The 19,812-nt window shown below is 40.7% G+C and carries 24 protein-coding genes, 1 other RNA gene and 2 pseudogenes; 8 read left to right on the top strand and 19 right to left on the bottom strand.

The window, feature by feature from the left end; genetic code table 11:
* Window positions 1–7 precede the first annotated feature (7 nt).
* From AC50X8_RS26440 to AC50X8_RS26410, 7 genes are all read right to left on the bottom strand, one after another.
* An RNA gene (locus AC50X8_RS26440) (hammerhead ribozyme type II) lies at window positions 8–79 on the bottom strand.
* Window positions 78–260 carry an aspartyl-phosphate phosphatase Spo0E family protein gene (locus AC50X8_RS26435; protein ID WP_494882492.1) on the bottom strand — a complete coding sequence of 61 codons (183 nt, stop codon included), beginning with the start codon at window positions 258–260 and terminating at the stop codon, window positions 78–80. Before AC50X8_RS26435 ends, AC50X8_RS26440 begins: the two co-directional genes overlap by 2 nt.
* Window positions 261–467: 207 nt before the next feature.
* Window positions 468–776: a hypothetical protein gene (locus AC50X8_RS26430; protein WP_494882487.1), complete on the bottom strand. Its 309-nt coding sequence runs from the start codon at window positions 774–776 to the stop codon at window positions 468–470.
* Window positions 777–799: 23 nt separating this feature from the next.
* The gene (locus AC50X8_RS26425; protein ID WP_494882483.1) at window positions 800–1,975 is read right to left on the bottom strand and encodes an Alp7A family actin-like protein; all 1,176 of its coding nucleotides are present in this window, start codon (window positions 1,973–1,975) and stop codon (window positions 800–802) included.
* 240 nt (window positions 1,976–2,215) lie between these two features.
* Window positions 2,216–2,455 (bottom strand): hypothetical protein, encoded by a 240-nt coding sequence (locus AC50X8_RS26420; protein ID WP_494882481.1) that lies wholly within the window; start codon window positions 2,453–2,455, stop codon window positions 2,216–2,218.
* 57 nt (window positions 2,456–2,512) lie between these two features.
* Window positions 2,513–2,869: an XRE family transcriptional regulator gene (locus AC50X8_RS26415; RefSeq protein WP_494882479.1), complete on the bottom strand. Its 357-nt coding sequence runs from the start codon at window positions 2,867–2,869 to the stop codon at window positions 2,513–2,515.
* A gap of 97 nt (window positions 2,870–2,966) precedes the next feature.
* The gene (locus AC50X8_RS26410) at window positions 2,967–3,230 is read right to left on the bottom strand and encodes an XRE family transcriptional regulator (RefSeq protein ID WP_494882477.1); all 264 of its coding nucleotides are present in this window, start codon (window positions 3,228–3,230) and stop codon (window positions 2,967–2,969) included.
* Between the two features lie 190 nt (window positions 3,231–3,420).
* On the opposite strand from AC50X8_RS26410, the gene AC50X8_RS26405 reads away from it, so the two are divergent.
* The gene (locus tag AC50X8_RS26405; RefSeq protein WP_494882475.1) at window positions 3,421–4,089 is read left to right on the top strand and encodes a hypothetical protein; all 669 of its coding nucleotides are present in this window, start codon (window positions 3,421–3,423) and stop codon (window positions 4,087–4,089) included.
* A gap of 371 nt (window positions 4,090–4,460) precedes the next feature.
* On the opposite strand, the gene AC50X8_RS26400 is transcribed toward AC50X8_RS26405, so the two are convergent.
* The 5 genes from AC50X8_RS26400 to AC50X8_RS26380 all read right to left on the bottom strand — a co-directional run bounded on the left by AC50X8_RS26400 (window position 4,461) and on the right by AC50X8_RS26380 (window position 6,716).
* Window positions 4,461–4,850, bottom strand: a complete 390-nt coding sequence (locus AC50X8_RS26400; RefSeq protein WP_494882473.1) for a hypothetical protein — start codon at window positions 4,848–4,850, stop codon at window positions 4,461–4,463.
* 212 nt (window positions 4,851–5,062) lie between these two features.
* Window positions 5,063–5,440 (bottom strand): dipeptidyl aminopeptidase, encoded by a 378-nt coding sequence (locus AC50X8_RS26395; RefSeq protein WP_494882471.1) that lies wholly within the window; start codon window positions 5,438–5,440, stop codon window positions 5,063–5,065.
* A gap of 8 nt (window positions 5,441–5,448) precedes the next feature.
* Window positions 5,449–5,571, bottom strand: a complete 123-nt coding sequence (locus tag AC50X8_RS26390; protein WP_494882469.1) for a hypothetical protein — start codon at window positions 5,569–5,571, stop codon at window positions 5,449–5,451.
* Complete coding sequence (locus tag AC50X8_RS26385; protein WP_494882464.1) at window positions 5,549–6,052, bottom strand: accessory gene regulator B family protein; 504 nt, start codon at window positions 6,050–6,052, stop codon at window positions 5,549–5,551. Before AC50X8_RS26385 ends, AC50X8_RS26390 begins: the two co-directional genes overlap by 23 nt.
* Window positions 6,042–6,716, bottom strand: coding sequence for a hypothetical protein (locus AC50X8_RS26380; protein WP_494882462.1), 675 nt, complete (start codon window positions 6,714–6,716; stop codon window positions 6,042–6,044). The genes AC50X8_RS26385 and AC50X8_RS26380 overlap by 11 nt, the downstream gene beginning before the upstream one ends.
* Before the next feature lie 233 nt (window positions 6,717–6,949).
* Between AC50X8_RS26380 and AC50X8_RS26375 the strand changes: the two genes are divergently transcribed.
* A complete protein-coding gene (locus AC50X8_RS26375; protein WP_494882460.1) occupies window positions 6,950–8,539 on the top strand; it encodes a recombinase family protein in 1,590 nt (529 codons plus the stop codon).
* A gap of 254 nt (window positions 8,540–8,793) precedes the next feature.
* Here AC50X8_RS26375 and AC50X8_RS26370 read toward each other — a convergent pair whose 3' ends face one another.
* On the bottom strand, window positions 8,794–9,009 hold the full coding sequence (locus AC50X8_RS26370; RefSeq protein WP_494882458.1) for a hypothetical protein: 216 nt from the start codon (window positions 9,007–9,009) through the stop codon (window positions 8,794–8,796).
* A 324-nt stretch (window positions 9,010–9,333) separates the two neighbouring features.
* On the opposite strand from AC50X8_RS26370, the pseudogene AC50X8_RS26365 reads away from it, so the two are divergent.
* Window positions 9,334–9,525 (top strand): annotated as a pseudogene (locus tag AC50X8_RS26365) (hypothetical protein); the annotation flags it as partial.
* A gap of 38 nt (window positions 9,526–9,563) precedes the next feature.
* Here AC50X8_RS26365 and AC50X8_RS26360 read toward each other — a convergent pair.
* A complete protein-coding gene (locus AC50X8_RS26360) occupies window positions 9,564–10,151 on the bottom strand; it encodes a HEPN domain-containing protein (RefSeq protein ID WP_494882456.1) in 588 nt (195 codons plus the stop codon).
* A complete protein-coding gene (locus AC50X8_RS26355) occupies window positions 10,148–11,152 on the bottom strand; it encodes a GmrSD restriction endonuclease domain-containing protein (RefSeq protein ID WP_494882454.1) in 1,005 nt (334 codons plus the stop codon). Before AC50X8_RS26355 ends, AC50X8_RS26360 begins: the two co-directional genes overlap by 4 nt.
* 223 nt (window positions 11,153–11,375) lie before the next feature.
* Between AC50X8_RS26355 and AC50X8_RS26350 the strand changes: the two genes are divergently transcribed.
* Window positions 11,376–11,633 carry a hypothetical protein gene (locus tag AC50X8_RS26350; RefSeq protein WP_494882452.1) on the top strand — a complete coding sequence of 86 codons (258 nt, stop codon included), beginning with the start codon at window positions 11,376–11,378 and terminating at the stop codon, window positions 11,631–11,633.
* Window positions 11,634–11,964: 331 nt separating this feature from the next.
* Window positions 11,965–12,351 (top strand): annotated as a pseudogene (locus AC50X8_RS26345) (manganese catalase family protein); the annotation flags it as partial.
* A 78-nt stretch (window positions 12,352–12,429) separates the two neighbouring features.
* Here the strand turns inward: AC50X8_RS26345 and AC50X8_RS26340 are convergent.
* Window positions 12,430–12,990: a maltose acetyltransferase domain-containing protein gene (locus AC50X8_RS26340; protein ID WP_056033042.1), complete on the bottom strand. Its 561-nt coding sequence runs from the start codon at window positions 12,988–12,990 to the stop codon at window positions 12,430–12,432.
* An 86-nt stretch (window positions 12,991–13,076) separates the two neighbouring features.
* On the bottom strand, window positions 13,077–14,012 hold the full coding sequence (locus tag AC50X8_RS26335) for a stalk domain-containing protein (protein WP_494882450.1): 936 nt from the start codon (window positions 14,010–14,012) through the stop codon (window positions 13,077–13,079).
* A 242-nt stretch (window positions 14,013–14,254) separates the two neighbouring features.
* Between AC50X8_RS26335 and AC50X8_RS26330 the strand changes: the two genes are divergently transcribed.
* From AC50X8_RS26330 to AC50X8_RS26320, 3 genes are all read left to right on the top strand, one after another.
* A complete protein-coding gene (locus AC50X8_RS26330; RefSeq protein ID WP_056032167.1) occupies window positions 14,255–15,013 on the top strand; it encodes a spr1630 family ClpXP-sensitive toxin in 759 nt (252 codons plus the stop codon).
* 37 nt (window positions 15,014–15,050) lie between these two features.
* Window positions 15,051–16,247 (top strand): spr1629 family repressor/antitoxin, encoded by a 1,197-nt coding sequence (locus AC50X8_RS26325; protein WP_056032169.1) that lies wholly within the window; start codon window positions 15,051–15,053, stop codon window positions 16,245–16,247.
* 373 nt (window positions 16,248–16,620) lie between these two features.
* A complete protein-coding gene (locus AC50X8_RS26320) occupies window positions 16,621–17,031 on the top strand; it encodes a hypothetical protein (protein ID WP_056032172.1) in 411 nt (136 codons plus the stop codon).
* A gap of 616 nt (window positions 17,032–17,647) precedes the next feature.
* Here the strand turns inward: AC50X8_RS26320 and araA are convergent.
* The gene (gene araA, locus AC50X8_RS26315; protein ID WP_099517569.1) at window positions 17,648–19,072 is read right to left on the bottom strand and encodes an L-arabinose isomerase; all 1,425 of its coding nucleotides are present in this window, start codon (window positions 19,070–19,072) and stop codon (window positions 17,648–17,650) included.
* A gap of 42 nt (window positions 19,073–19,114) precedes the next feature.
* Complete coding sequence (locus tag AC50X8_RS26310) at window positions 19,115–19,810, bottom strand: L-ribulose-5-phosphate 4-epimerase (protein ID WP_056032178.1); 696 nt, start codon at window positions 19,808–19,810, stop codon at window positions 19,115–19,117.
* Window positions 19,811–19,812: the final 2 nt, after the last annotated feature.

The following is a 19,812-nucleotide window of genomic DNA, read 5'->3' as shown; positions in this document are numbered from 1 at the left end:
CCCCTCCCTCAATCTGCCATCATCAGGCGAGGTAGATTATCTCCTCGCGACGCCCAGCCTGCAGTTGGGCGTTTCGGCTATCTAGCTTGCATTGCTTCATTAATGAGCTTGTCCAGTTCTTCACTGGCACGAATTACTTCCGGATGCTGCAGCTCATTGTATTTTTCAGCTAAACTGTTCATCTTACTGCGCATCAGTTCTATTTGATCCTTTAATTCGGACTTGACCATAATTAAGGTAAGGCCGCTCGTGACAGCCATGTCACGGAATACCGACCATTCTCCTTCTTTAAAACATTTGTATTTCGCATTTCGTATGCGAATGGGTGATAGCCCGTCTCGGTTGCCACCTCTTCAGGATCAGGTTCTACTACAGATTCGACTAGCGCTTGATGGAACAAGCAAAAACCACTCATCCCTAATTGGTTAGTGACATGCGACACGATTATCATCTGAACGCCCCCTTCATTAAAATCCGTATTCCAGATCCTCTTCCGGAATTAACTCTTGCACTCGGAAAGAGCTGATCTGTTCGATGACCAGCTCCTGTTTCAAATTTCCCTGGCGCTGCTGCAGACTATGGTCTCTTCCTTGCAGTAACTGCTTAATTTCCCGCAGCTCGAGCATGATTTCTTCGTTGTTAGAATACTTATCCGACCCATTATTCTCTCTTAAATCCTGTTCAGCATGCCTAGCTATCCATTCAGAGAGCTTTCTGGACGCGGATAACTTCAATATAAAATCATGAACCTCATCAGAAAATCGAAGCGCGCTCACGTTATACTGATCTCTGCGACCCATTACACATCAACCTTTTGTTTAATTACATCGACTTTACGCTTCAGCACATTCTTTGCAACAATCTCGCAAGCATAAATATTCAATTTTCTCGAATCTTCAGGGAACAGGTGATATTTTTTCGCTACAGCTTCGCCCAAATATCCACCGAGAAACTCCATCATATACTCACGTAATGCCTGGTTCACGCCACCTATATGAACATAAAAGACTACATCTCCTTGCTGAAAATGAAAGCTTTGCAGTGCCTTTTGCATGGCCACTTCCACAAAATCTGTTAGGACTGGTTCAATATCTTCTGTTAAATCATGCTCAGCATGCTTTACGGGATCGAGATAAATATACTTGCGCGTTGCAATATGCTTCAGCACAAATTCCTCCAAAGCTCGAACGTCCCTAAAGTAGTCCATGAGCTTGTCCGTCCGCAGCTTCTCTAGCACCGCTAGATAGCTCTGATCGGTAGAGCTGACAAAATCATCTGCTGATTGAGCTCCTCTCAAATCATGCTGCAGTTTGCATAGATCCTGACTTTGCCCACCGATGTCATCCATAACCACATAGGCATCCTTAAAGCGTATCGAATCTTCCTTCGGATTCCCCTCTAAATCAAATTTAAGTGCATGCCTGGCGTTCTCACCTTCGACCTTACATTGGGCTTGTTCGACTTTAAGCTGCAGTTTGCGTTGAAATCCCATAGTGACCAGCTCAAAAGAAATTTCTGATAGAAAACGCTCCGACATGACGGATAGCTTTTCTTTGAAGCTGCTCGCCTTCTTCACTAGCCAAACGGGGAGCAGCGTACCGAAATAATCAATGGAGATTGTATCCTCTTTCATATCGGGCTCTTTGGTCGCATGATACAACGCAATAGCAGCTAACCAAGTGACCCATACCGTTTGCGATTGCGTTTTGTCGTGCAAACTGTGTATGTGGGCATTACCCAGCAGATCGGCTTGTGCTTTCTTCCCAGCCATATAATAGCGAAGACCTTCTTCAGTTGTGATTTTCAATACCAAATGGTTCATCAATGACTCTGTCGGCACGGTGTGCGCGAACATGCCTTGAAAATCCTTCTCCGTAATTTCTGCAATCGAGGAAGGCATCTCAAAATAATGACCATCAATCATAAACTGGCCAAGGGAGTTGCCAAAGTCAGCAACCATACGATTTATATTCAATTGTCATCACTCCATATTTGAGGTTTAGATCAGGTAAATGAGAGAAATAATAGAAAGGAAATAAGAAATATACATTGCGTAGCTTTAGGGGAAGGGTGTAAGATTAGAGGTGTCTAGGCTCTAATTTTACATCGCACTCCCAAAAGATGATCGACGCCAATCGATCGTCTTTTTACGTTGCTACAATACTTCAACCAAAATACCTCCACGAAATAATTACGATTACATTTATTAATCATTCTAATCTTTGTTCACCCTTTGCCGTTCAACTTCGTTCCAGCAAAGCCATTCTGTTATATAGAAATTTGCCCAAACGTCTTGAAGCTCTGAAGGAGTTTTATCCCTATAGGCATTATCAGCAATTTTTATCGTTGTGTTGCCAAGCATGTAGCTCTTTACGATATTAGGTTGTTCTTCATTTTTCACAGCTGCTTCACCCCTTTGGGGCATTATATGCAGCTTCTCTTGTGGGACAGCCATTGAATTTTTCACCACTTTTCAAAAAAGTATTTATTAGTTAAAAACTTGGACGATCAATCACTTTAGCTTTATTTCTCCGTTTACTATTTCAATGCTTTGGCTCTCTAAGTAAAATGCTTGTGAGTCTTTAGAATGAATCATCTCTTGAATGGTTCGTTCAACTATAATCTTTAGAATGTCTTCAGGAATTTTCTTTTTGTAAGCCGCAACCATTAATTCGATTGGATCAATTTTCAATATGTCAGCAAGCACTTTATTTATTTCATCTCCAGCAGGCCGAGCCTCAGGGGAAATTATCTTACTGATATATGCTTGAGAAATTTCAACCCCGAATTGAGGGCTTCTTCGAGAAATTTCCCTCATCGACAAGCCGCTACGACGTAAAGCATCCGACAATATTTGCGAATAGTCCAACTTCTTTATTGCTCCTCTCTTTAAATGGAACTTTCATATTATTTAATTTTTATACTATTTTCCTCAATTCAATATTGAATTGAGGATCGCTTGATACTTATAATGTAAGCTCATTTAATACGTCTGGGGGAATCTTCTCCTTATACGCTGCAGTTTTCAACTCAAGTGTATTTAATCCTAAGACTGAAGCTAGAGCCTCATTAACCTTGTCACTGGCCGGTGGTTTAGATCCGCTTCGTAATTTTGATAAATACGAATGGTCAACTGTCAATCCAAAACGCTCAAATACCTGTATACTAACATCACGAAGACTTAGATTTTTCGTTTGAAATCCTTTTATTAATAGATCTTTGTAATCCAAACTTTTCACCTCTTTCTAAATAAAATAAAAATCACTATTTAGTCAACTTATATTTGAATCTTAACATCGCATCACTAATCAGTCAACAATCTCTTTTAATTTTTGTATAGTGGTTGAATATTTAGTCAACATTTATTATTTTATATAAGAGCACTAGAAAGGATTGAATCAAATGTTACGATATCATGAGTTGCTTACTCAATACATCAATATAAGCGGTTTAAAGATCGGAGAGATTCTTGAGAGACTTGCTAGCAGAGATATTAACATAACAAAGTCGTATATAAGTAAATTAAAGAATGGTAATAAGCCACCTGCTTCTGATGATCTAACCCGAGCTCTTGCTGAAGTTACTGGTGGAGATGTTAATAAGCTCATTATTGCTGCACAGATGGAGCGTCTTAAGCCTGTTCTGGAAGAATTAGGGGAATCGGGATTTGATGAGTTACTTAATTCCTTGGTTGACCTTCTTGTAGACAGGGATGGTTTTGTTGAGGAAATGAATGAGAGACGTAAAGTACAATCAGCACTAGAAAAAACTAATTATGTTCCATTAACGCTAGAGAACTACAAAGAAGGATTCAGGAATACAAGTCGAGAGAATAAAATGATCTTAGCCAGATTCTTTTCAATACAACTAAATGAAGAAGACAAATCACTTGTAGTTTTTCCAAAGATTCCAATTTTCAAAGAGGACATAAGAAAAGAGCCGAATGAAATCCAGGCTCAACTAAAACAAGAATATGAACGAGTTTATAAGGAACTAGGATTCGATTCTGAGCCTCCAAAGGAAGATGAATTGAAGGCTCTTAGAGTTGCTCTCCAGGCATACCGCATGGGGAAAGATAACAAAGAGTAGTCTCAGATATTAAATTCTCTAAAGGCAGTATAAAAGTCTTCTAGCGTTTGCTTAAGTCTATCTATACTTTCATCACGATATACGTTATCAGCTACATGTATAATTAAATTCTGTAATTCATAAGTTACGATAATGTTAGGTTTCTCCGAGTTTATATACATTAGTGATACCTTCCCATCTTTAATTATTTATTATATACCCATATCTAAGGAGCTATAATACATCCCCCCCAAGCTTGATAGAAAGTAGCTGGGATTTAGAATACTTACCATTTAAACAAGAAAACCGACACAAAGTAAGCTGTTTCCAGCATCTTCGTGTCGGTTTCCGATCCGGCCTTTCTCCATTCGGCTTCCAACTCATCTTTAATTTTATGATGGTATTTTTATCCGGTTATCCATCACCAACCGGCGCAGGTCTTTGTTAAGAATAATCGACGTAGTTTGCATTCGGAAGTCTTGCCCCGTCACGAACGTCCCCATGTCGATGATTTCGAGACCTGTGTGTAAGGATTCGAAATACGTCTTAAAATCTCCCCGCATTATTTCAATCATCTCGTTTAGGAAGTCTTCATAGCTGCCGCGTCTCACTTCCCTGTTTAAGAAATACAATTCAAACCTAGTGAATTGGGCAATGTAGATCAGTGTAATTTTATTGCCACGAACTTTTAAAATTGTCTCATCCGGCCCTCTACCCGACCAATCTCGTTTCATGGCAGCAAAATGTTTAATCGCTGAGGACTCAAAATCTGAAATTCTCATGCTGTCCTTCCTTAATATTATCTATCTCTATGGTTTATTTGTTTCCCTCGGTTTTACATTTTTAATATAGCATAGGGAGTATATGCCTCATTGTCGTATGGTGTCGAACAGCTCCCATATTTCGAGACTAGTCAAGGAATTTCTTGACTTCCATCCACTCCGCTTGTATAATTTCAGCTCTAAAAAAGGACTGATCCCTGAATTACTAGGAATCAGTCCTTTTTAATTAAATGCTCCACCAAATGCAGCTTCCTGCCAATGACATTTGCAGTTAATCCACCCTCGAAAAATGCGGTGTTCCCCCATCTATCAACCTTTACATATTTTACGTGCTGGATGTTAACCAAAATGTTGCTATCCAATGATTTAAACCCCAACGGCATAAAAATTTGTTTACAGGAGTCCAGTGTTAGGATAACGGTAAATGCACCTTTTGTGGTATGAAATCGCGGTACAGCGTAATTTTTTTTCGGTTTAAACATGTCAATCATTTGTACTTCACTGAGCTTGAAAGTATCGAATTGATCGCCATGCCGTTCTTTCTCATCTTCCCAAACTCTCTGTCCTAAAATCTCCGATGTCATATCCATGGCTCACACTACTTTAATTCCTTCGGTACCGCTTGGCTGCCGATGAAGATTTTAAAGTCCTTTTTGTCAACCGACTTCTTTGCATTCTTGTGCAATATTTCGGATAGCTTACGAGCTAGCTTCTGTTTCATGATCAACACCTCCAATCTGATTAATAATAACTAGGAGCATCTGCGCCAAATATGCGAGCGCGATTACATCTGATTGTAGAATTATATTCGACGATATGAGCAGCAATGAAATACTGCTTCCCCTCCGGTAAATCAAAGACAAACCTGCACTTAACAAGGTTAATATTATCACGGCTACACCATTTAAAACAATATGTGGAATCGTTGAAAGTATAATGGTAGAAACGATAAAGCATATGGTTAAAGATGAGAAATGAAAGCCTCCTGTAAAATGCCTCAAAATACAAAACGCAAGCATGCCAAGCAACGTCAAGAACATGGCATCAGTCGCCCAGCCAATGCCCAAAGACACAATTGTTATTGCTGCCGGATTCAGCCAGTTCCCAAGCTGGAAGGTCATAACCTCAACGGAAACGTCGCCTTGAGGATCTGCTCGTTTTATCGACAAGGCTATATTTTTGGATATGTATTCAATAATCATCCTCTCGATCCCTCCTGCTGGAAAGGTAATACAATACGATCAATGCCAACAGCACCAGCGGGTAAAAATACATTACTGCGTTAAAGTGAATGGTTATGTACAACGCAGCTGTAATAATGACAGCAAGGGCAATAGTTGAAAATATGATTAATCTGTTCGTACCGCTGAAAAAGCGTTCCCTGATGCTAAAGTCGTGCGGCGGGATTATGATGAACGCAAAACCAAGGTGAAAGAGTTTGAAAACGACTCCTATAATCAAAGCGGTAAAATCGGTTAATATTTGTATGGTTTCGACCCCCGGCCCGCCAGTGCTTCCAACAACGGATTCGCTAACACCGAACAGCGTCGCGACGTAGTAAACAGGAAGTTGTAAAGCAACGAACATACCAAACCCGGCCGCAACCATTATCCATGAATAAAAAAATTTCACCTTTATTAAGAACCTATTAGACAGCAGGAAAATCGCAATTTGTGCCAACATATCCAGCACGGGAGATAGCTCAAGAACAACCCTGAATAAATAAGAAGAGCATGAGCTAAAAGCACATAACAACGCGATTAAATATTTATGTTCTCTCAAACTCAGGCGGAAAAATTTAAACATAAGAACAACGACAGCAAGAGCATCAAACATACTTAATATCAGAAAATTAATAGTATCCAAGTCGCCACCGTCTTTGAATGTATTTTTGAAACTCGATATTCAATTTTAATATAATCATTGCATGAGGACATACTGAAAGCAATATGCTTTATAAATAATTAGTCCTATCTTCAATTTTTTGACTTTAGGAGAATATTCATAATCTACTCATCTGTTCGTCCATCATGGAAATACTCGATATCTTTTGATATATTGATATACAAAACATCCACCTCATAAGTAAGGAGGTTCTCATGTCTCAATTTAAAATGCTAAATAATTCTAGCTATGAATATTGCCTCTACCTCAGAAAATCTCGATCGGATCTTCTTGCTGAAGATAAAGGAGAAGGCGACACTTATGCTAGGCATGAACGACAATTAATTGAATTATCTAAAAGAATGGGAATTACCATTACGGAGATATATCGTGAGGCACCAGTTTCAGGAGAGCGTATATCGGCCCGGCCTGAAATGATTAGGCTGTTAGAAGATGTTGAGAAAGGGAAATGGAAAGGTGTCCTCGTCGTTGAAGTTGAGCGTCTAGCCCGTGGTGATACGATGGATCAAGGTATAGTTGCGCAGGCTTTCAAATATTCAAATACTCTGATAGTAACACCGATGCGAACTTATGACCCCAATAATCCCAACGATGAAGAATATTTTGAATTTGGATTGTTCATGTCTCGAAGAGAGTTTAAGACCATTAATAGACGATTACAAAACGGACGAGTGGCTGCTGTTAAAGAAGGCAGATATGTAGGGAGTCTTCCACCTTACGGCTACATAAAATATAAATTACCTACCAAAGGCTATTCATTGAAACCACATCCCGAGCAAGCGCAGATTGTACAATTAATTTTCAGCATGTTCACCGATCCTGATCCTGAGCAACGTAAAGGCACTACATCAATTTGTCATCATCTTAATGAGTTAAAGATACCTACACAAAAAAACTGCCTTTGGATCGAGGCAACCATAAATACAATGTTGCGTAACCCCATTTACTTGGGGAATGTACGATGGGGTTCCAGGCCTGTGGTCAAAGGTAAGGATAAAGATAGCCGTCCACGGGTAGACCGTGAGGCAGTTGAGGAATCTGATGGGCTCCATGAAGGCTTAGTAAGTGAAGAAGTTTTTAATCTAGCTCAAGCATATTTGTCACTTAATCCGAATCGTAAAGGTCCATCTAATAAAATATCGAACCCGTTCGCCGGTGTAATAAGATGTGGAATGTGCGGAGGACCCATACAATTAAGACCGAACCCTAAATCACCTGATATGCTTATTTGCCCCAAAAGTAGTTGCAAGAATGTCGGGGCTTACTTAAGTATAGTCGAAACAAAGGTAATTCAGGCACTTAAAGATTTACTTCACCATTATAAAGATCAAATATTAGCGAATCGCCCAGCCGCACCAGAGATTCAAGATGACTTACGTCTAAAGGCATTTACCACTGCGCTAAAGTCACTAGAGAAAAAATTAACGGAATATCAAGGTCAATCGGATAATTTACACGATTTACTGGAACAAAAGGTTTACACAGTGGAGAAGTTTTTAGAGCGTTCGGGGAAGGTCGCACAACTCATTCAAGAAACAGAAGAGGCAATTAATAAGCACCGTATAGAAATTATTGCAGCAAAGAATCGTCAGGAGGCGCGGACTCGGGTTATCCCTCATCTCGAACATGCAATAGATGTCTACTATGAATTAGATAGTCCCGCGCTAAAAAATGAGTTACTCCACTCTTTGCTCGATAAAATTATCTACACTAAAAAGGAAGGGGGACGCTGGAGTAACAAACAAGACGTATTTGAATTAATTTTATACCCAAAAACCCCCTAAAACACTGGGTTGAAAATCACTTCTACGGTTGATGCACTAAAGAATTATCGCAACACACAATGATACACATAATGAAAAGGTAAACAAAACACTAATCTAGAGTAGCATGATTAATTCTTATTTGATTAATTAAAGTATTCAGAATCATAAAATTTGCAGGTATATATGTTTCAGTTTAAGTAGGTCACCAGTTCTTATGAACCGGTAACCTACTCTTGAGATATTAAGCTACTATTAAAAGCTCACTTATTGCATTATAATTGATAAATCAATTTTATTGAGCTTTCGCTCATGAACCATAAACCCGTAATATGATCACCATCTTCAAAGCGTTCATCTTGGTCAACAATGAGAAAATTGCAACCATTAACTGATACCCATCTTGAAAAGGCACCTTCGTTGATCTCTCCATCCACAAGATAAACCTCAACTCTCTGACCCTTTTGCAAGGGTGGAAAACGATTAGACATATTTTTCTTCTCCTCATCAATGAATGTGTTTTGTTCTCGAAATGAAAAAAAGCACCGCTAACCAACCCAAATGGGTAAGTTAGCGGTGCTTCCGCTTTTCAAGTATTCGATTAAAGTCATTATAGCAAATACATTTATTGCAGACAATACTAGAACTTCTACATTTTCATTTTTGTATATTCATTACCAAAGTGGACTATGCATTTAATAACTTCTCTAAGAACACGAAAGTCGCATTCGAGTAACAAAAGGATTTAATGCAAACAGTTATTAATTAGATATTGGTGAAAAGATGAGCAAAAACAAAACATACCGGCACATCATCATGGGTTTCGCTATTGCCGGTTGCAGGGGCTGCGCAATGTAATGGAGCAAACTCTAATGACCGCAGCTGTGCAGAACATGAAGAAGATCGCTCCCCTCCTTGAAAGGAGGGGAGCGATCTTCTTCTATTTTCATTTAGATCACCAAAACAAAGAGAAATACTACGTCTCAAGACGTAGTATTTCTCGATAATCTAAGAGGTACTTTGTTAAGAAAGCACCTGACTCTCCTTAAGTTAGTGCTTCTGCAACTACTTTATCGTCTATAGCTTTTAGATATTCTTTAAATTGCACAATGTAACCCACAATATCAGGAAGTGATACATCGCTTGCATCATCATTATGATGAACAATATTATTTCTTTTCGTAACGATTGTGCCAACGATGTCTTTATTGTCACCAAATTTTTCCTCTGTAGCAATATTAATACCCAGCTTTGCAAATAAATTTATTGTCTTATGTACATTACCAGATACGATATCATCAACATCTTTCTTGCTTATACCTAGCTTATAGTCATCAAACTTAAACTGCTTGTCTTTGTTATTATCCACACTCCATTTTACAAGATTATATGGAATGGGGTATTGCTGTAGCTGTGTTTCATACTTATCTATTACAATTTCACTTATTTCTTTTAAGTATGCTTCTAAATAAGTACACGCCATAACTAAAAAAGACTTTATGAAAAAATTTGCATTGTTATATATATATGGATCAGGATCTTCTATAACAATGCGTTGATTTGCTTCGTTTACAAGTTGAATCAACTCATCATAAAGAGTAAGATACTTCTGGTAAGCTGGTGTATTACTCATTCAAGCTCTCCCATACGTTCCTGCCACAATTCTCTTCTTTTAATTATTGAATTCTTTCTTTGTAAGCCACCAGATAAGGTTCTTTGGAACTCGTCTAAACCGCACATTTCCTCAAATTTTGCAATTATTTTATCTTTTTTTCTCACTAGAAAGTCCTTTTCGTATTTCGAAAAAGACCACATAAGCAAATCATAATAAACAACGCTGCGGCGAGGTCTATCTTTTGAAATATCCATAAAGACATCCTTATCAAAAATTGTTATGCACTTATCCAGAGTTACTAAAAAGGACTCTTTAAATTCATTTACTGTTTCTTCGTTTATATTTTGATTATCTCTCATGTATTTGTCTAAATACTTAGATAATCTACTTTCATAATCTTCAAGATCACCCTGCATTGCGAAAAATCTCAAAACTTGCTCATCATTCTCTAATCCGTTCTTTTCCTTCTTACCAAAATCATTAAATATAATTGTGGTCGATAGTTCAGTTAATAAGTTATCTAACGTTCCGGGATATATTGCATGTCTTATTTCTTGGTCTGTTAGTTCTACAGCACCCTGATTCAATCTTGCAAAAATATCCTGAACAAGTTCTTTAGAATTATCATTCCTTAAAACAATACATCTTATTGTGTAGGAATTTAAGTCTTCCTTCAAATCCTCAAGTTCACTAAATTTTTTACCTTCTAATTCTTTAAAGGCTGTTAAACCTTCCAACGCAAACTCATCATTAAGAAATCTCTTTATTGTAGTGATACGTTGAACGCCATCTATTACTATATGTTTTTTTTCCTCATTTTCTGCGAAATAACAAGCTGGAAGTGGAATTCTCATTAAGCACGATTCAATAAATCGAGATGTCTTTTCTTCGTTATTTAGATTCCATTTATATTTTCTTTGGAAATCTGGATCAAGCTTTAATGAACCTTTGTTGACACGATCTACAAGGGTTTCAAAAGGGTAATCAATTGGAAACAAATTAAGAACATTTTGACTCATACAAATCCCCAATCCATTGAGTATAATGTGTATAATTATACCTAACTAATAGAATAATTTCCACCACTGATAATGCTTCACTCCGCACCAATTAAATTCAAGCATAAGGTTTTATCGTATTTAGTTCATAAAGTTACACTGCTGGCCCGTAAAACATTCTCCTAAAAGGATATTATATCTTTGAGCTACATGAGGAGCCTCAACTTTTTTAGGAGGGAGGCTCATGCGACCATTAACACTCGACAAGACATCGAAGACCTGCACCGGGGACGGAAGAGCGCCCATAGCATTGAATCAATACATCGCCAGTTTCTTTTGGCAACTGGAGACCGAGATGGCCGACGAAGAAGAATCATTCTACCTCGACCAACAGGCCTCGTTTTGCTGGAAACGAGCTAATCGTCCGCAAGCTCATGGAAACGTTGACCGAAACGGCGGCGATCATGCCATAGCAGGAATTTCTGGGTCATGGTGGTGGTAGCGCCGTTACTGCACGGCTCCGAAGTCCTCACCGCCATCCAGGTGCAGCCCCGGTTGGTAGAATCGAGTCGCGCGAAACGACGTTACTACTGAAGGAAAGCGGGTTCACCATTACATCTCTGACTCCATAAGCTCGCAACTGCTCGTTTGTGCTGACTGAACCTCGATCCATAGTCCTTCCCCAATCCAAGCCAGCATAGCGTCTTTCAAAGTCTACTGCACGTTTTTCCGAAAACACTTGAGGTTACTTTGCACATAATCTTAATCGCATACCTGTTTGCCAAGTGACTTTGCTTAAATATGTACAAAATCATTACTTCTACGGATGATGTACTAAAGAATTTGCGCATTTAGAAATGATTGCTACGATGATCTATAAACTAACCAAGGATGCGACTCCTCAGCAGCTTGAAGAGGCTGGGCTGGGGCCGCATTATGCGAGCCATGACAGCGCGCTATTTTACAACAATGCCTCGGGCGTTCCTTTCACCGCCGCCTACATACAGGCCAAGGGAGATCCGCTTGCGGATTTATACGAGGATATTGCGGCTGAGGAGAAGGCGCGAGCGACCTATCAGTGGCTGATCGATATGACCGACGACGTCGATTTGCAGGACAGTCTGAAGTTTTTGCGCGAGCGGGAAATTGTCCATGCGCTGCGCTTCAAGGAAGCGGTCGAAATTATTAAGGAGGATCGGGATCAGAAGAAGGTTTATTGAGGAAGGGACAAAAAAAGGAGTAAAGCAGCCACCTGTGTGGGATGCTTTACTCCTCTGATTATTGCTGTGGGTAATCGCTTAAACATCAATGTTCTTAATGATTTTTGCAGGATTGCCTCCCACGACAGCATTGGCAGGTACATCCTTGGTTACTACCGCTCCAGAAGCGATGACGACGTTATCCCCAATCGTAACCCCCGGATTGATGACCGCTCTTCCTCCTATCCAGACATTGTTGCCGATGGTTACCGGCTTGCCAAATTCGGCGCCGGTGATTCGTTCAAACGGATTCAATGGATGAGTAGCTGTATAGATATGTACGCCTGGTGCTATAAAACAATTTTCCCCGATACGAACCTCGCATACATCCAGAATTACACAGTCAAAATTAACATAAAAATGGTTGCCTACATGAATATTGTAGCCATAGTCGCAACGAAACGTCGGTTCGATATAGAGATGTTCCCCTGTTGAGCCAAAGAGCTGTTTGAGCAAATCAACCCGTTTGCCATAATCCGTCTCTATCGTTTGATTCAATAAACGGGTCAATTTCCTGGCATTTTCCCGGTCTTTCGTTAATTGCGGGTCCGAAGCCAGATATAGTTCTCCAGCTAGCATTTTTTCTTTCTCGGTTCTAATCGTCACGCTCGTTCACCCTTTCATATTGCATGAACTTATCTTAACAGCTGCACGAATTAAATAGTATGGTCCGTCCATTAAAAAGGCTACCACAGTGCTATTTTCTCTTTAAAAGCGCGCTCGACCAACCAGACTGGCACCATGAGCTGCATGGAGTCGCCAATATAAGCGCCTATTGGGTCAGCAGTGGGCTGTCCGTTCACAACCGCCTCATTTCCCCAGCTGCGAACGACCAAAGTCGTATCATCCCGGGAGAAAATCGCCTCGCTCTTCTGCTCGTTCCACTCAAAAGAGGCTCCGATCCGCTCGGCCATTTCCTGTGCAGGTATCCTCGTTGCATTGTAGGCTTCCACATCCGCTGCGGATGCGACAGCATTTAAGGCATCACCCGGAATCTCAAATACAGCGAAGCCGCCTGTCTCCGGAAGCGGAAAGCGGAAAACGAGGCTCCCCAGCACAAGTGATGCGGATTCCCGAAGAGCCGCCACCGAATGATACATATGATCTAAATCGTTTGCTTCCATCGCCCGTTCCAGAGTAACTGCTAAATCGAAGGGCAGTTTTGTAGTTCCGTAATGCGGCACTTCCCCGCGAATCGACGCAAAATCATATTCACTGACCTTACAGCAGGAAAAATCGATACTCGCGTGGCGAGCGTAATCAGGCTGTATGGGACGCAGTAGTGCCTCCGCTTCATTCATCGCCTGTGTTTTCCAAAAAGTGGTCGCATAGTCGTCCGTTAATCCGAGCTCCCATTCCTTACTATGGTAGATATAAAACTGGAGCGATGGATCGGATTTTGGCTGTACAGTCGCTACTAGCGGTTCTATGTTATCCCATAAATAACGAACGTTCACAATCGTCATGTCTTCGGCATAGGTCTCCGCCAAATAATGCTCCGCCCGCTGCTCGAATCGGAACTTTTGGTAAAAGCCGTATTGAAACTCCGCGTAAAGCAGAATAGGGATGAGAATCGCAGCAACGATTCCCACCACCACGATTTTTCCGGCATTTAGCTTCATGGATGCGCTCCTTTTGCTTTGCTTATTCCCAAGTCGTTACTAGGAAGTACAATAACTAGACGTTCCAATTCCATTCTTTGTTGCCATAAATGGGTATCAGTCAATAATTCGAACTAACTACTATAAAGAAAAAGCAAGATATAGATTCAAACTTTAAAAAAAACAAAAAAAATCATTTCAATGCACCCCAACTTCGATTACAATATGAACTGTCTTCATATTATTGAACTGGGGTGTTTGATGTGGATAAATACAAGTTTAGTCCTGCACATAATAATATGATTGTTGATGCTATTGTTGAAGGTTATCGTGACTATGTTGATCATCGGAAAGACAGAAAATCAAAAATGAAAATCAGCTCTGCGTTTTCTTGGACTAAGGGTAATTTTATTGAGAGCAAACTCGCTGAAGAGTGCATCGCTCATGGATTTACATACAAGAAAGCAAAGGCTGGATTAACATGGGACTACCTCCAATTCATGAATGGAGATTCCAAAATTCTTTTTCTTATTAAAAATGCCGCTTATTTCAATGAAGATTGCTTTTCACAAGCTACGCTCCCAGATGAGAGCGAAAGCAATGGGTCTCTTCGCACCTATCTTCACGAACTCTCAAAAATAAATAAAGATTTAGCATTTTCCTCATCAGAACAATCGCTAAAAAGAGGAAAACGAACAGAGCGAGTCGAACAACTTTCCTTATTTATTTTAGAAAGTAAAGTCAAAGCCGACCTGGATCATTTCAAATCTTCTTACAACGAATTCCACATACTCACCTATTCTATTGATGAAGCGTATCAAATTTCTGAGGTTTTGCACTACCTTCCTAATCCAAATGATAACATCGCATACCTTGTCGAGGATCTGTCCGATTTCATCTCAGGAGCTACACTATCTGATGAGGACCGAGAAGTAGTAGCACCTGAATTAAATGATGATCGTATGGACCCAGCAGCATTTGATATTGGTATTATTGAAAAAGATAAAAAACAAGATATATAAAATGGCATTATGTTAAATAAATTAGGAGGCAGCAGGCATGTTTATTGGTAAGAACCTAACCAATTTACGAATCATGCACGGATATTCGCGTAAAGAGCTCTCCGACAAGTTAGGCGTAACCGAACAAGCAGTCTGGCAATACGAGAATGCTTATACATCTCCTAAAATGCAAATCGTAAATGAGTTAAAACAGATTTTTCAAGTGAAAAGTAAATATTTCTATATAGAAGATATGCTTGAAAAGAATATCACTTCAGCCAATATCGACTTAACGAATATTGCTTATCGCTCAAAAGTGCTGAATGTCATCTCAAAAACACAAGCAGAGGCTAAGCATGTTGAATTTTTGAATGTATTTGTCAACTATCTTACAACTAAAATTAGTTATCCCACCCTTAAAATGATTAAATTACGCGATGAAGTTATAGCGTATTTAAATCATACAGAGGACGATAGATCTGTTCAAATCAACCATGTTGCTCTCTTGGCACGACAAAGACTTGAGCTATCAAAAACGAATAATGATGATCTTATGTTCTTAATTGAAAAAAGCGGTGTTTTCGTGTTTGAAAAGGCTATTGGTGAAGAAATTGATGCCTATAGCCTTTGGACTCTGGAGGATAGGCCATATATTATACTTGGCAATATGAAGCGTTCCGCCGTTCGTAGGAACTTTGATATCGCTCATGAATTAGGTCATTTATTACTTCATTATCGTATGGAGTTTACGAACTTAGAACGAAAAGAACACAAACTTATTGAGAATGAAGCAAATATGTTTGCTGGCGCTTTATTATTGCCTGAAGACGAATTCACCACCGATATGCAGGACGTGTCCCATCTTACCAATCCAGATGATTATTTGGATTTAAAAAAGAAATGGAAAACATCGTTGCAGGTGTTGGGGTATAGAGCAGCTAATCTTGGAATCCTTCAGCCAAAGGATCATCGTAACTTCTATGCAGCCATGCATCGGAAAGGTTATTTGGAGTTTGAACCCCTTGATAACGTAATTCCAATTCAGAAACCAATGAAAATCAAAACCATCATTGATTTCGTTTCAAAAAAAGGAGTTATTGACATTGGTCAAATGATTGAGAATGATTGGAAAGCCGAAATTCCCTTCTTCCATCAGCTGACAGGAATTGATTCAAGTTTTTTCAACAAATATTTGACTCGAAGCTTGGATTTTGAACTCCGTGATATTTCTGAAATATCTAAGCATACTTCTTAAGTAAAATTATTATACAAAAGGATTTGTATATTGTTGAAGGTGCAAGTTACTACGATCTCTACGACAGACCAGAACCGGTTAAACAAGCTGTTGTAAAATGGGGAGCTTTCTATAAAGCTAATCTTTAAGTGATTATTTTAATCGCAGAACACAAAAGTAAAAAAGCAAAAAAACACATTGTCGAAGTCGCAGACAATGTGTTTTTTTGCTTTCTACTGAAATAAGGTGGAAGATACGTTCCACCAAGCTTTATGAACCTATACCTTTACAAACTAAAAAGGCGAATCATTTTAGGCTTTTCATGGGTTTGCAACCCTCACTACAATTTAAGCGTCTTATAGATATTATTAGTGAGGGTTAGGTGGTGAGGACATTGAAATATATATTCTCTTTCTTGATTTTCCTTTTTGTAGTTACTGGTTGCAGTAGTAACGACGGAGGCTCTAACCATTCAAAAAAATCGAAAAACTCACTTCTTACACTTGAAGCTTTCGTTGTTGCAAAACATGATTTGGAAGGACGCAAGAAAATTCTGCTTGCATTAGATATAGAAAATACTGAGTTGCAGTCCAAATTAGAAACGATAGTTGATCAAAATGCCGAGGACATTCTAAGGGCTAATAAATTCGATTTACACTGGCTGGATGTAAGAAACATTTCCGCAGAAGAATTTGATTTTGACGCTATGAAAATCGGTTCGAAAATTCGTTTTGTTGCCGAAAATGAACAGCTGGATACCCATCCCCCAACTTCAATTGCCAAAGCAGTAAATATAATGAACTAGAGCGTGTATGCAAACGCAAGCGAGCTGGTTTCCGATAAAAACCAGCGTTCAAACGTCTTCCCTCTACTGCCGGGAATAGCACAACTTATAAATATGAAAAATGTGAACCTACGAACCAAAAGTCTGCTTCATGCTCTTCGTTTCTGGGGTTTGCTCCCTGCACAAAGACATATAGACAGACTTGGCGGACACAGAAACCGCTATTTTAATCGAATCATGGGCTACGACAGAGGCTGCGGACTCAGGGGCCGCTAATGCGCTGCACATCGTCATTTTGAGAGGATTATTAAGACAATAGCGGCTCTCCTGTCCGCTTAATGCCCGAAAGGGAATCAAAAGCCAGAATAACGGAGACTCAGTCCGCCAAAAAAGGAATTCGCTTCCAAAACTGCGTGTTCTCAGCCACAGTGCTCACTGCAACTGTGCTCTCAGCAACAATTGCATGCTGTGGTTCCTTAAGCCTTGAATGGTCCGAAGAGATTTGCCTCGAATAATCACTTAACAAGGAGCAGCAGAAGGGCTCCCGTTTGCATACACACCCTAGAGCAAAAGAAAAAGGCCGGAGGTTCACCTCCGGCCATAAGGAAAAGCTTATTTGTTTAAGTGTTTAGCGGTGTTACTTGATTACAACGTACTCCAGGTTCACAAGTTTAGCATAAGTCACGATTTGGTCTGTCGTCAGGTTCAAGGAAACGACCGTATGATGGCCGCCGCCATTCTCAATCCAAGCTTTTACGCCATCCTGGAAGTTCGGCTTCACCGTCCACAGCACACGAGCTACAGGGAGCTTAGGAGCTGGAACCGTTGGCTCGAATGCGGAAACCTCGTTGATTAACAGCTTGTAATGGGTGCCGAAATCCGCCATGGAGACGACGACACCTTCGCCAGCTTTGCCGTCGAATATGAGACGCGCTGGATCCTCGCGATCGCCAATACCCAATGGGGAAACGATGATTGTTGGTTTGTTGCTGGCCAAGGTCGGATCTACTTCGAGCATATGAGATTGCAGAATGGCTTCTTGCCCAGCTGCCATCTCATATGTGTAATCCTCCATAAAGCCTGTATTTTGGTTATGACTCATCACTTTCAGCAAGCGATCAAGCGCAGCCGTCTTCCAGTCGCCTTCACCGGCAAAGCCGTAGCCTTGTGCCATCAGGCGTTGGACAGCCAGACCCGGAAGCTGCTTCATCCCATGCAAATCCTCGAAGTTCGTAGTGAAGGCATTGTAGCCCTTCTCTTCAAAGAAACGTTTCATCGCGATTTCATAGCTCGCTTGTACTCTTACGCTAGCTTCCCAAGACTCTTTGCTGCTCGTGCCATAATCAAATGTATATAGCTCTGCATAAAGCCCCATCAGATCGTCGATTTCTTGCTCCGTAACGGCATTTACGTATTGTACGAGGTCGCCGATGCCGTAATAATCTACCGTCCAACCGAATTGAATTTGAGCTTCAACTTTATCTCCATCCGTAACGCCGACGTTGCGCATATTGTCGCCAAAACGAGCAACCTTGATGTTAAAGCTTTCGTTATAGGCAACTGCTACGTCCATCCAGTCGGCAATTTGCTGATGCACTTCCGGACGCTCCCAGTAGCCTACGACGATTTTATTTTGCTTCTTCAGACGGGCATTGATGAAGCCGTATTCGCGGTCACCATGAGCGGCCTGGTTCAGGTTCATGAAGTCCATATCGATCGTGGCCCAAGGAATGCTTTCGTTGTATTGAGTTGCCAAGTGAAGCAGCGGCTTCTGCAGCAATTTCGTGCCGCGAATCCACATTTTCGCAGGCGAGAACGTATGCATCCACGTAATGACGCCCGCCACTTCGTCGCGATAGTTGACTTCTTTCATAATGCTTGTGATTTTATCTGCGCTGACAGCCAGATCCTGCAATACAACCGGGTAAGGCAACACACCGCTTGCATTCAAGGCATCCGTCATCGTCTGAGCATGTGCTTTCACTTCAGCCAATGCTTCTTCCCCATACAGGTTTTGAGAACCTACGACAAACCAAAACTCTTTAGCTAATGTTACTGACATACCGATCATCCTCTTTTCTAATTTTAGTCGTGGATAAAATGATTATTTCTGCCCGTAATAAGCGTCTTTCCCATGTTTGCGCAAATAATGTTTGTCCAAAATGCCTTGCGGCAGTTCTTTGGCAAAATGATTCAATTGCCGTGCATACAAGTTCATTTTGCAAACTTCCTCCAGCACGACGCTGTTCACGACTGCCGATTTTGCATCCTTGCCCCACGTAAACGGTGCGTGACCATGGAGAAGGACAGCCGGTATCGCCATGACATCCAGCCCGCGCTGCTCGAAAGTTTCAATGATGACACGTCCCGTTTCGGCCTCATAACCCCGGTCAATCTCCCCTTGATTCAGGAAACGGGCACAAGGCACAGCTCCATAAAAGGTATCCGCATGCGTCGTTCCCATGACTGGCACATCAAGTCCTGCTTGTGCCCAGATCGTTGCCCAAGTGGAGTGGGTATGCACGATGCCGCCGATCTCTGAGTAATGTTTATACAATACGGCATGAGTCGCGGTATCAGAGGAAGGTCTTAGCTCTCCCTCAACCACATTGCCATCGAGATCGACAACGACCATATCGCTCGCCTTCATCTTGTCATAACTGACACCGCTTGGTTTGATGACGAAGAGTCCGCTTTCCCGATCAATGGCGCTTACATTGCCCCATGTGAATTTTACGAGTCCATGCTTCGGCAATTCCAAATTCGCCTCATATACCTCTTCCTTCAGCTGTTCTAACATCG

The sequence above is a fragment of the Paenibacillus sp. JT22N15 genome (assembly GCF_059383755.1).
Note: the sequence above shows the minus strand (reverse complement) of the source record. Positions and strands in the feature narration are given on the sequence as shown.

Excerpts from the sequence above, each read along its gene's own strand:
- AC50X8_RS26385 (WP_494882464.1), bottom strand. The coding sequence starts at position 6,052 with ATGATTATTGAATACATATCCAAAAATATAGCCTTGTCGATAAAACGA.
- AC50X8_RS26390 (WP_494882469.1), bottom strand. The coding sequence starts at position 5,571 with ATGAAACAGAAGCTAGCTCGTAAGCTATCCGAAATATTGCACAAGAAT.
- AC50X8_RS26420 (WP_494882481.1), bottom strand. The coding sequence starts at position 2,455 with ATGGCTGTCCCACAAGAGAAGCTGCATATAATGCCCCAAAGGGGTGAA.
- AC50X8_RS26335 (WP_494882450.1), bottom strand. The coding sequence starts at position 14,012 with ATGAAGCTAAATGCCGGAAAAATCGTGGTGGTGGGAATCGTTGCTGCG.
- AC50X8_RS26400 (WP_494882473.1), bottom strand. The coding sequence starts at position 4,850 with ATGAGAATTTCAGATTTTGAGTCCTCAGCGATTAAACATTTTGCTGCC.
- AC50X8_RS26360 (WP_494882456.1), bottom strand. The coding sequence starts at position 10,151 with ATGAGTAATACACCAGCTTACCAGAAGTATCTTACTCTTTATGATGAG.
- AC50X8_RS26350 (WP_494882452.1), top strand. The coding sequence starts at position 11,376 with ATGCGACCATTAACACTCGACAAGACATCGAAGACCTGCACCGGGGAC.
- AC50X8_RS26355 (WP_494882454.1), bottom strand. The coding sequence starts at position 11,152 with ATGAGTCAAAATGTTCTTAATTTGTTTCCAATTGATTACCCTTTTGAA.
- AC50X8_RS26395 (WP_494882471.1), bottom strand. The coding sequence starts at position 5,440 with ATGGATATGACATCGGAGATTTTAGGACAGAGAGTTTGGGAAGATGAG.
- AC50X8_RS26370 (WP_494882458.1), bottom strand. The coding sequence starts at position 9,009 with ATGTCTAATCGTTTTCCACCCTTGCAAAAGGGTCAGAGAGTTGAGGTT.
- araA (WP_099517569.1), bottom strand. The coding sequence starts at position 19,072 with ATGTCAGTAACATTAGCTAAAGAGTTTTGGTTTGTCGTAGGTTCTCAA.
- AC50X8_RS26435 (WP_494882492.1), bottom strand. The coding sequence starts at position 260 with ATGGCTGTCACGAGCGGCCTTACCTTAATTATGGTCAAGTCCGAATTA.
- AC50X8_RS26375 (WP_494882460.1), top strand. The coding sequence starts at position 6,950 with ATGTCTCAATTTAAAATGCTAAATAATTCTAGCTATGAATATTGCCTC.
- AC50X8_RS26325 (WP_056032169.1), top strand. The coding sequence starts at position 15,051 with ATGTTTATTGGTAAGAACCTAACCAATTTACGAATCATGCACGGATAT.
- AC50X8_RS26310 (WP_056032178.1), bottom strand. The coding sequence starts at position 19,810 with ATGTTAGAACAGCTGAAGGAAGAGGTATATGAGGCGAATTTGGAATTG.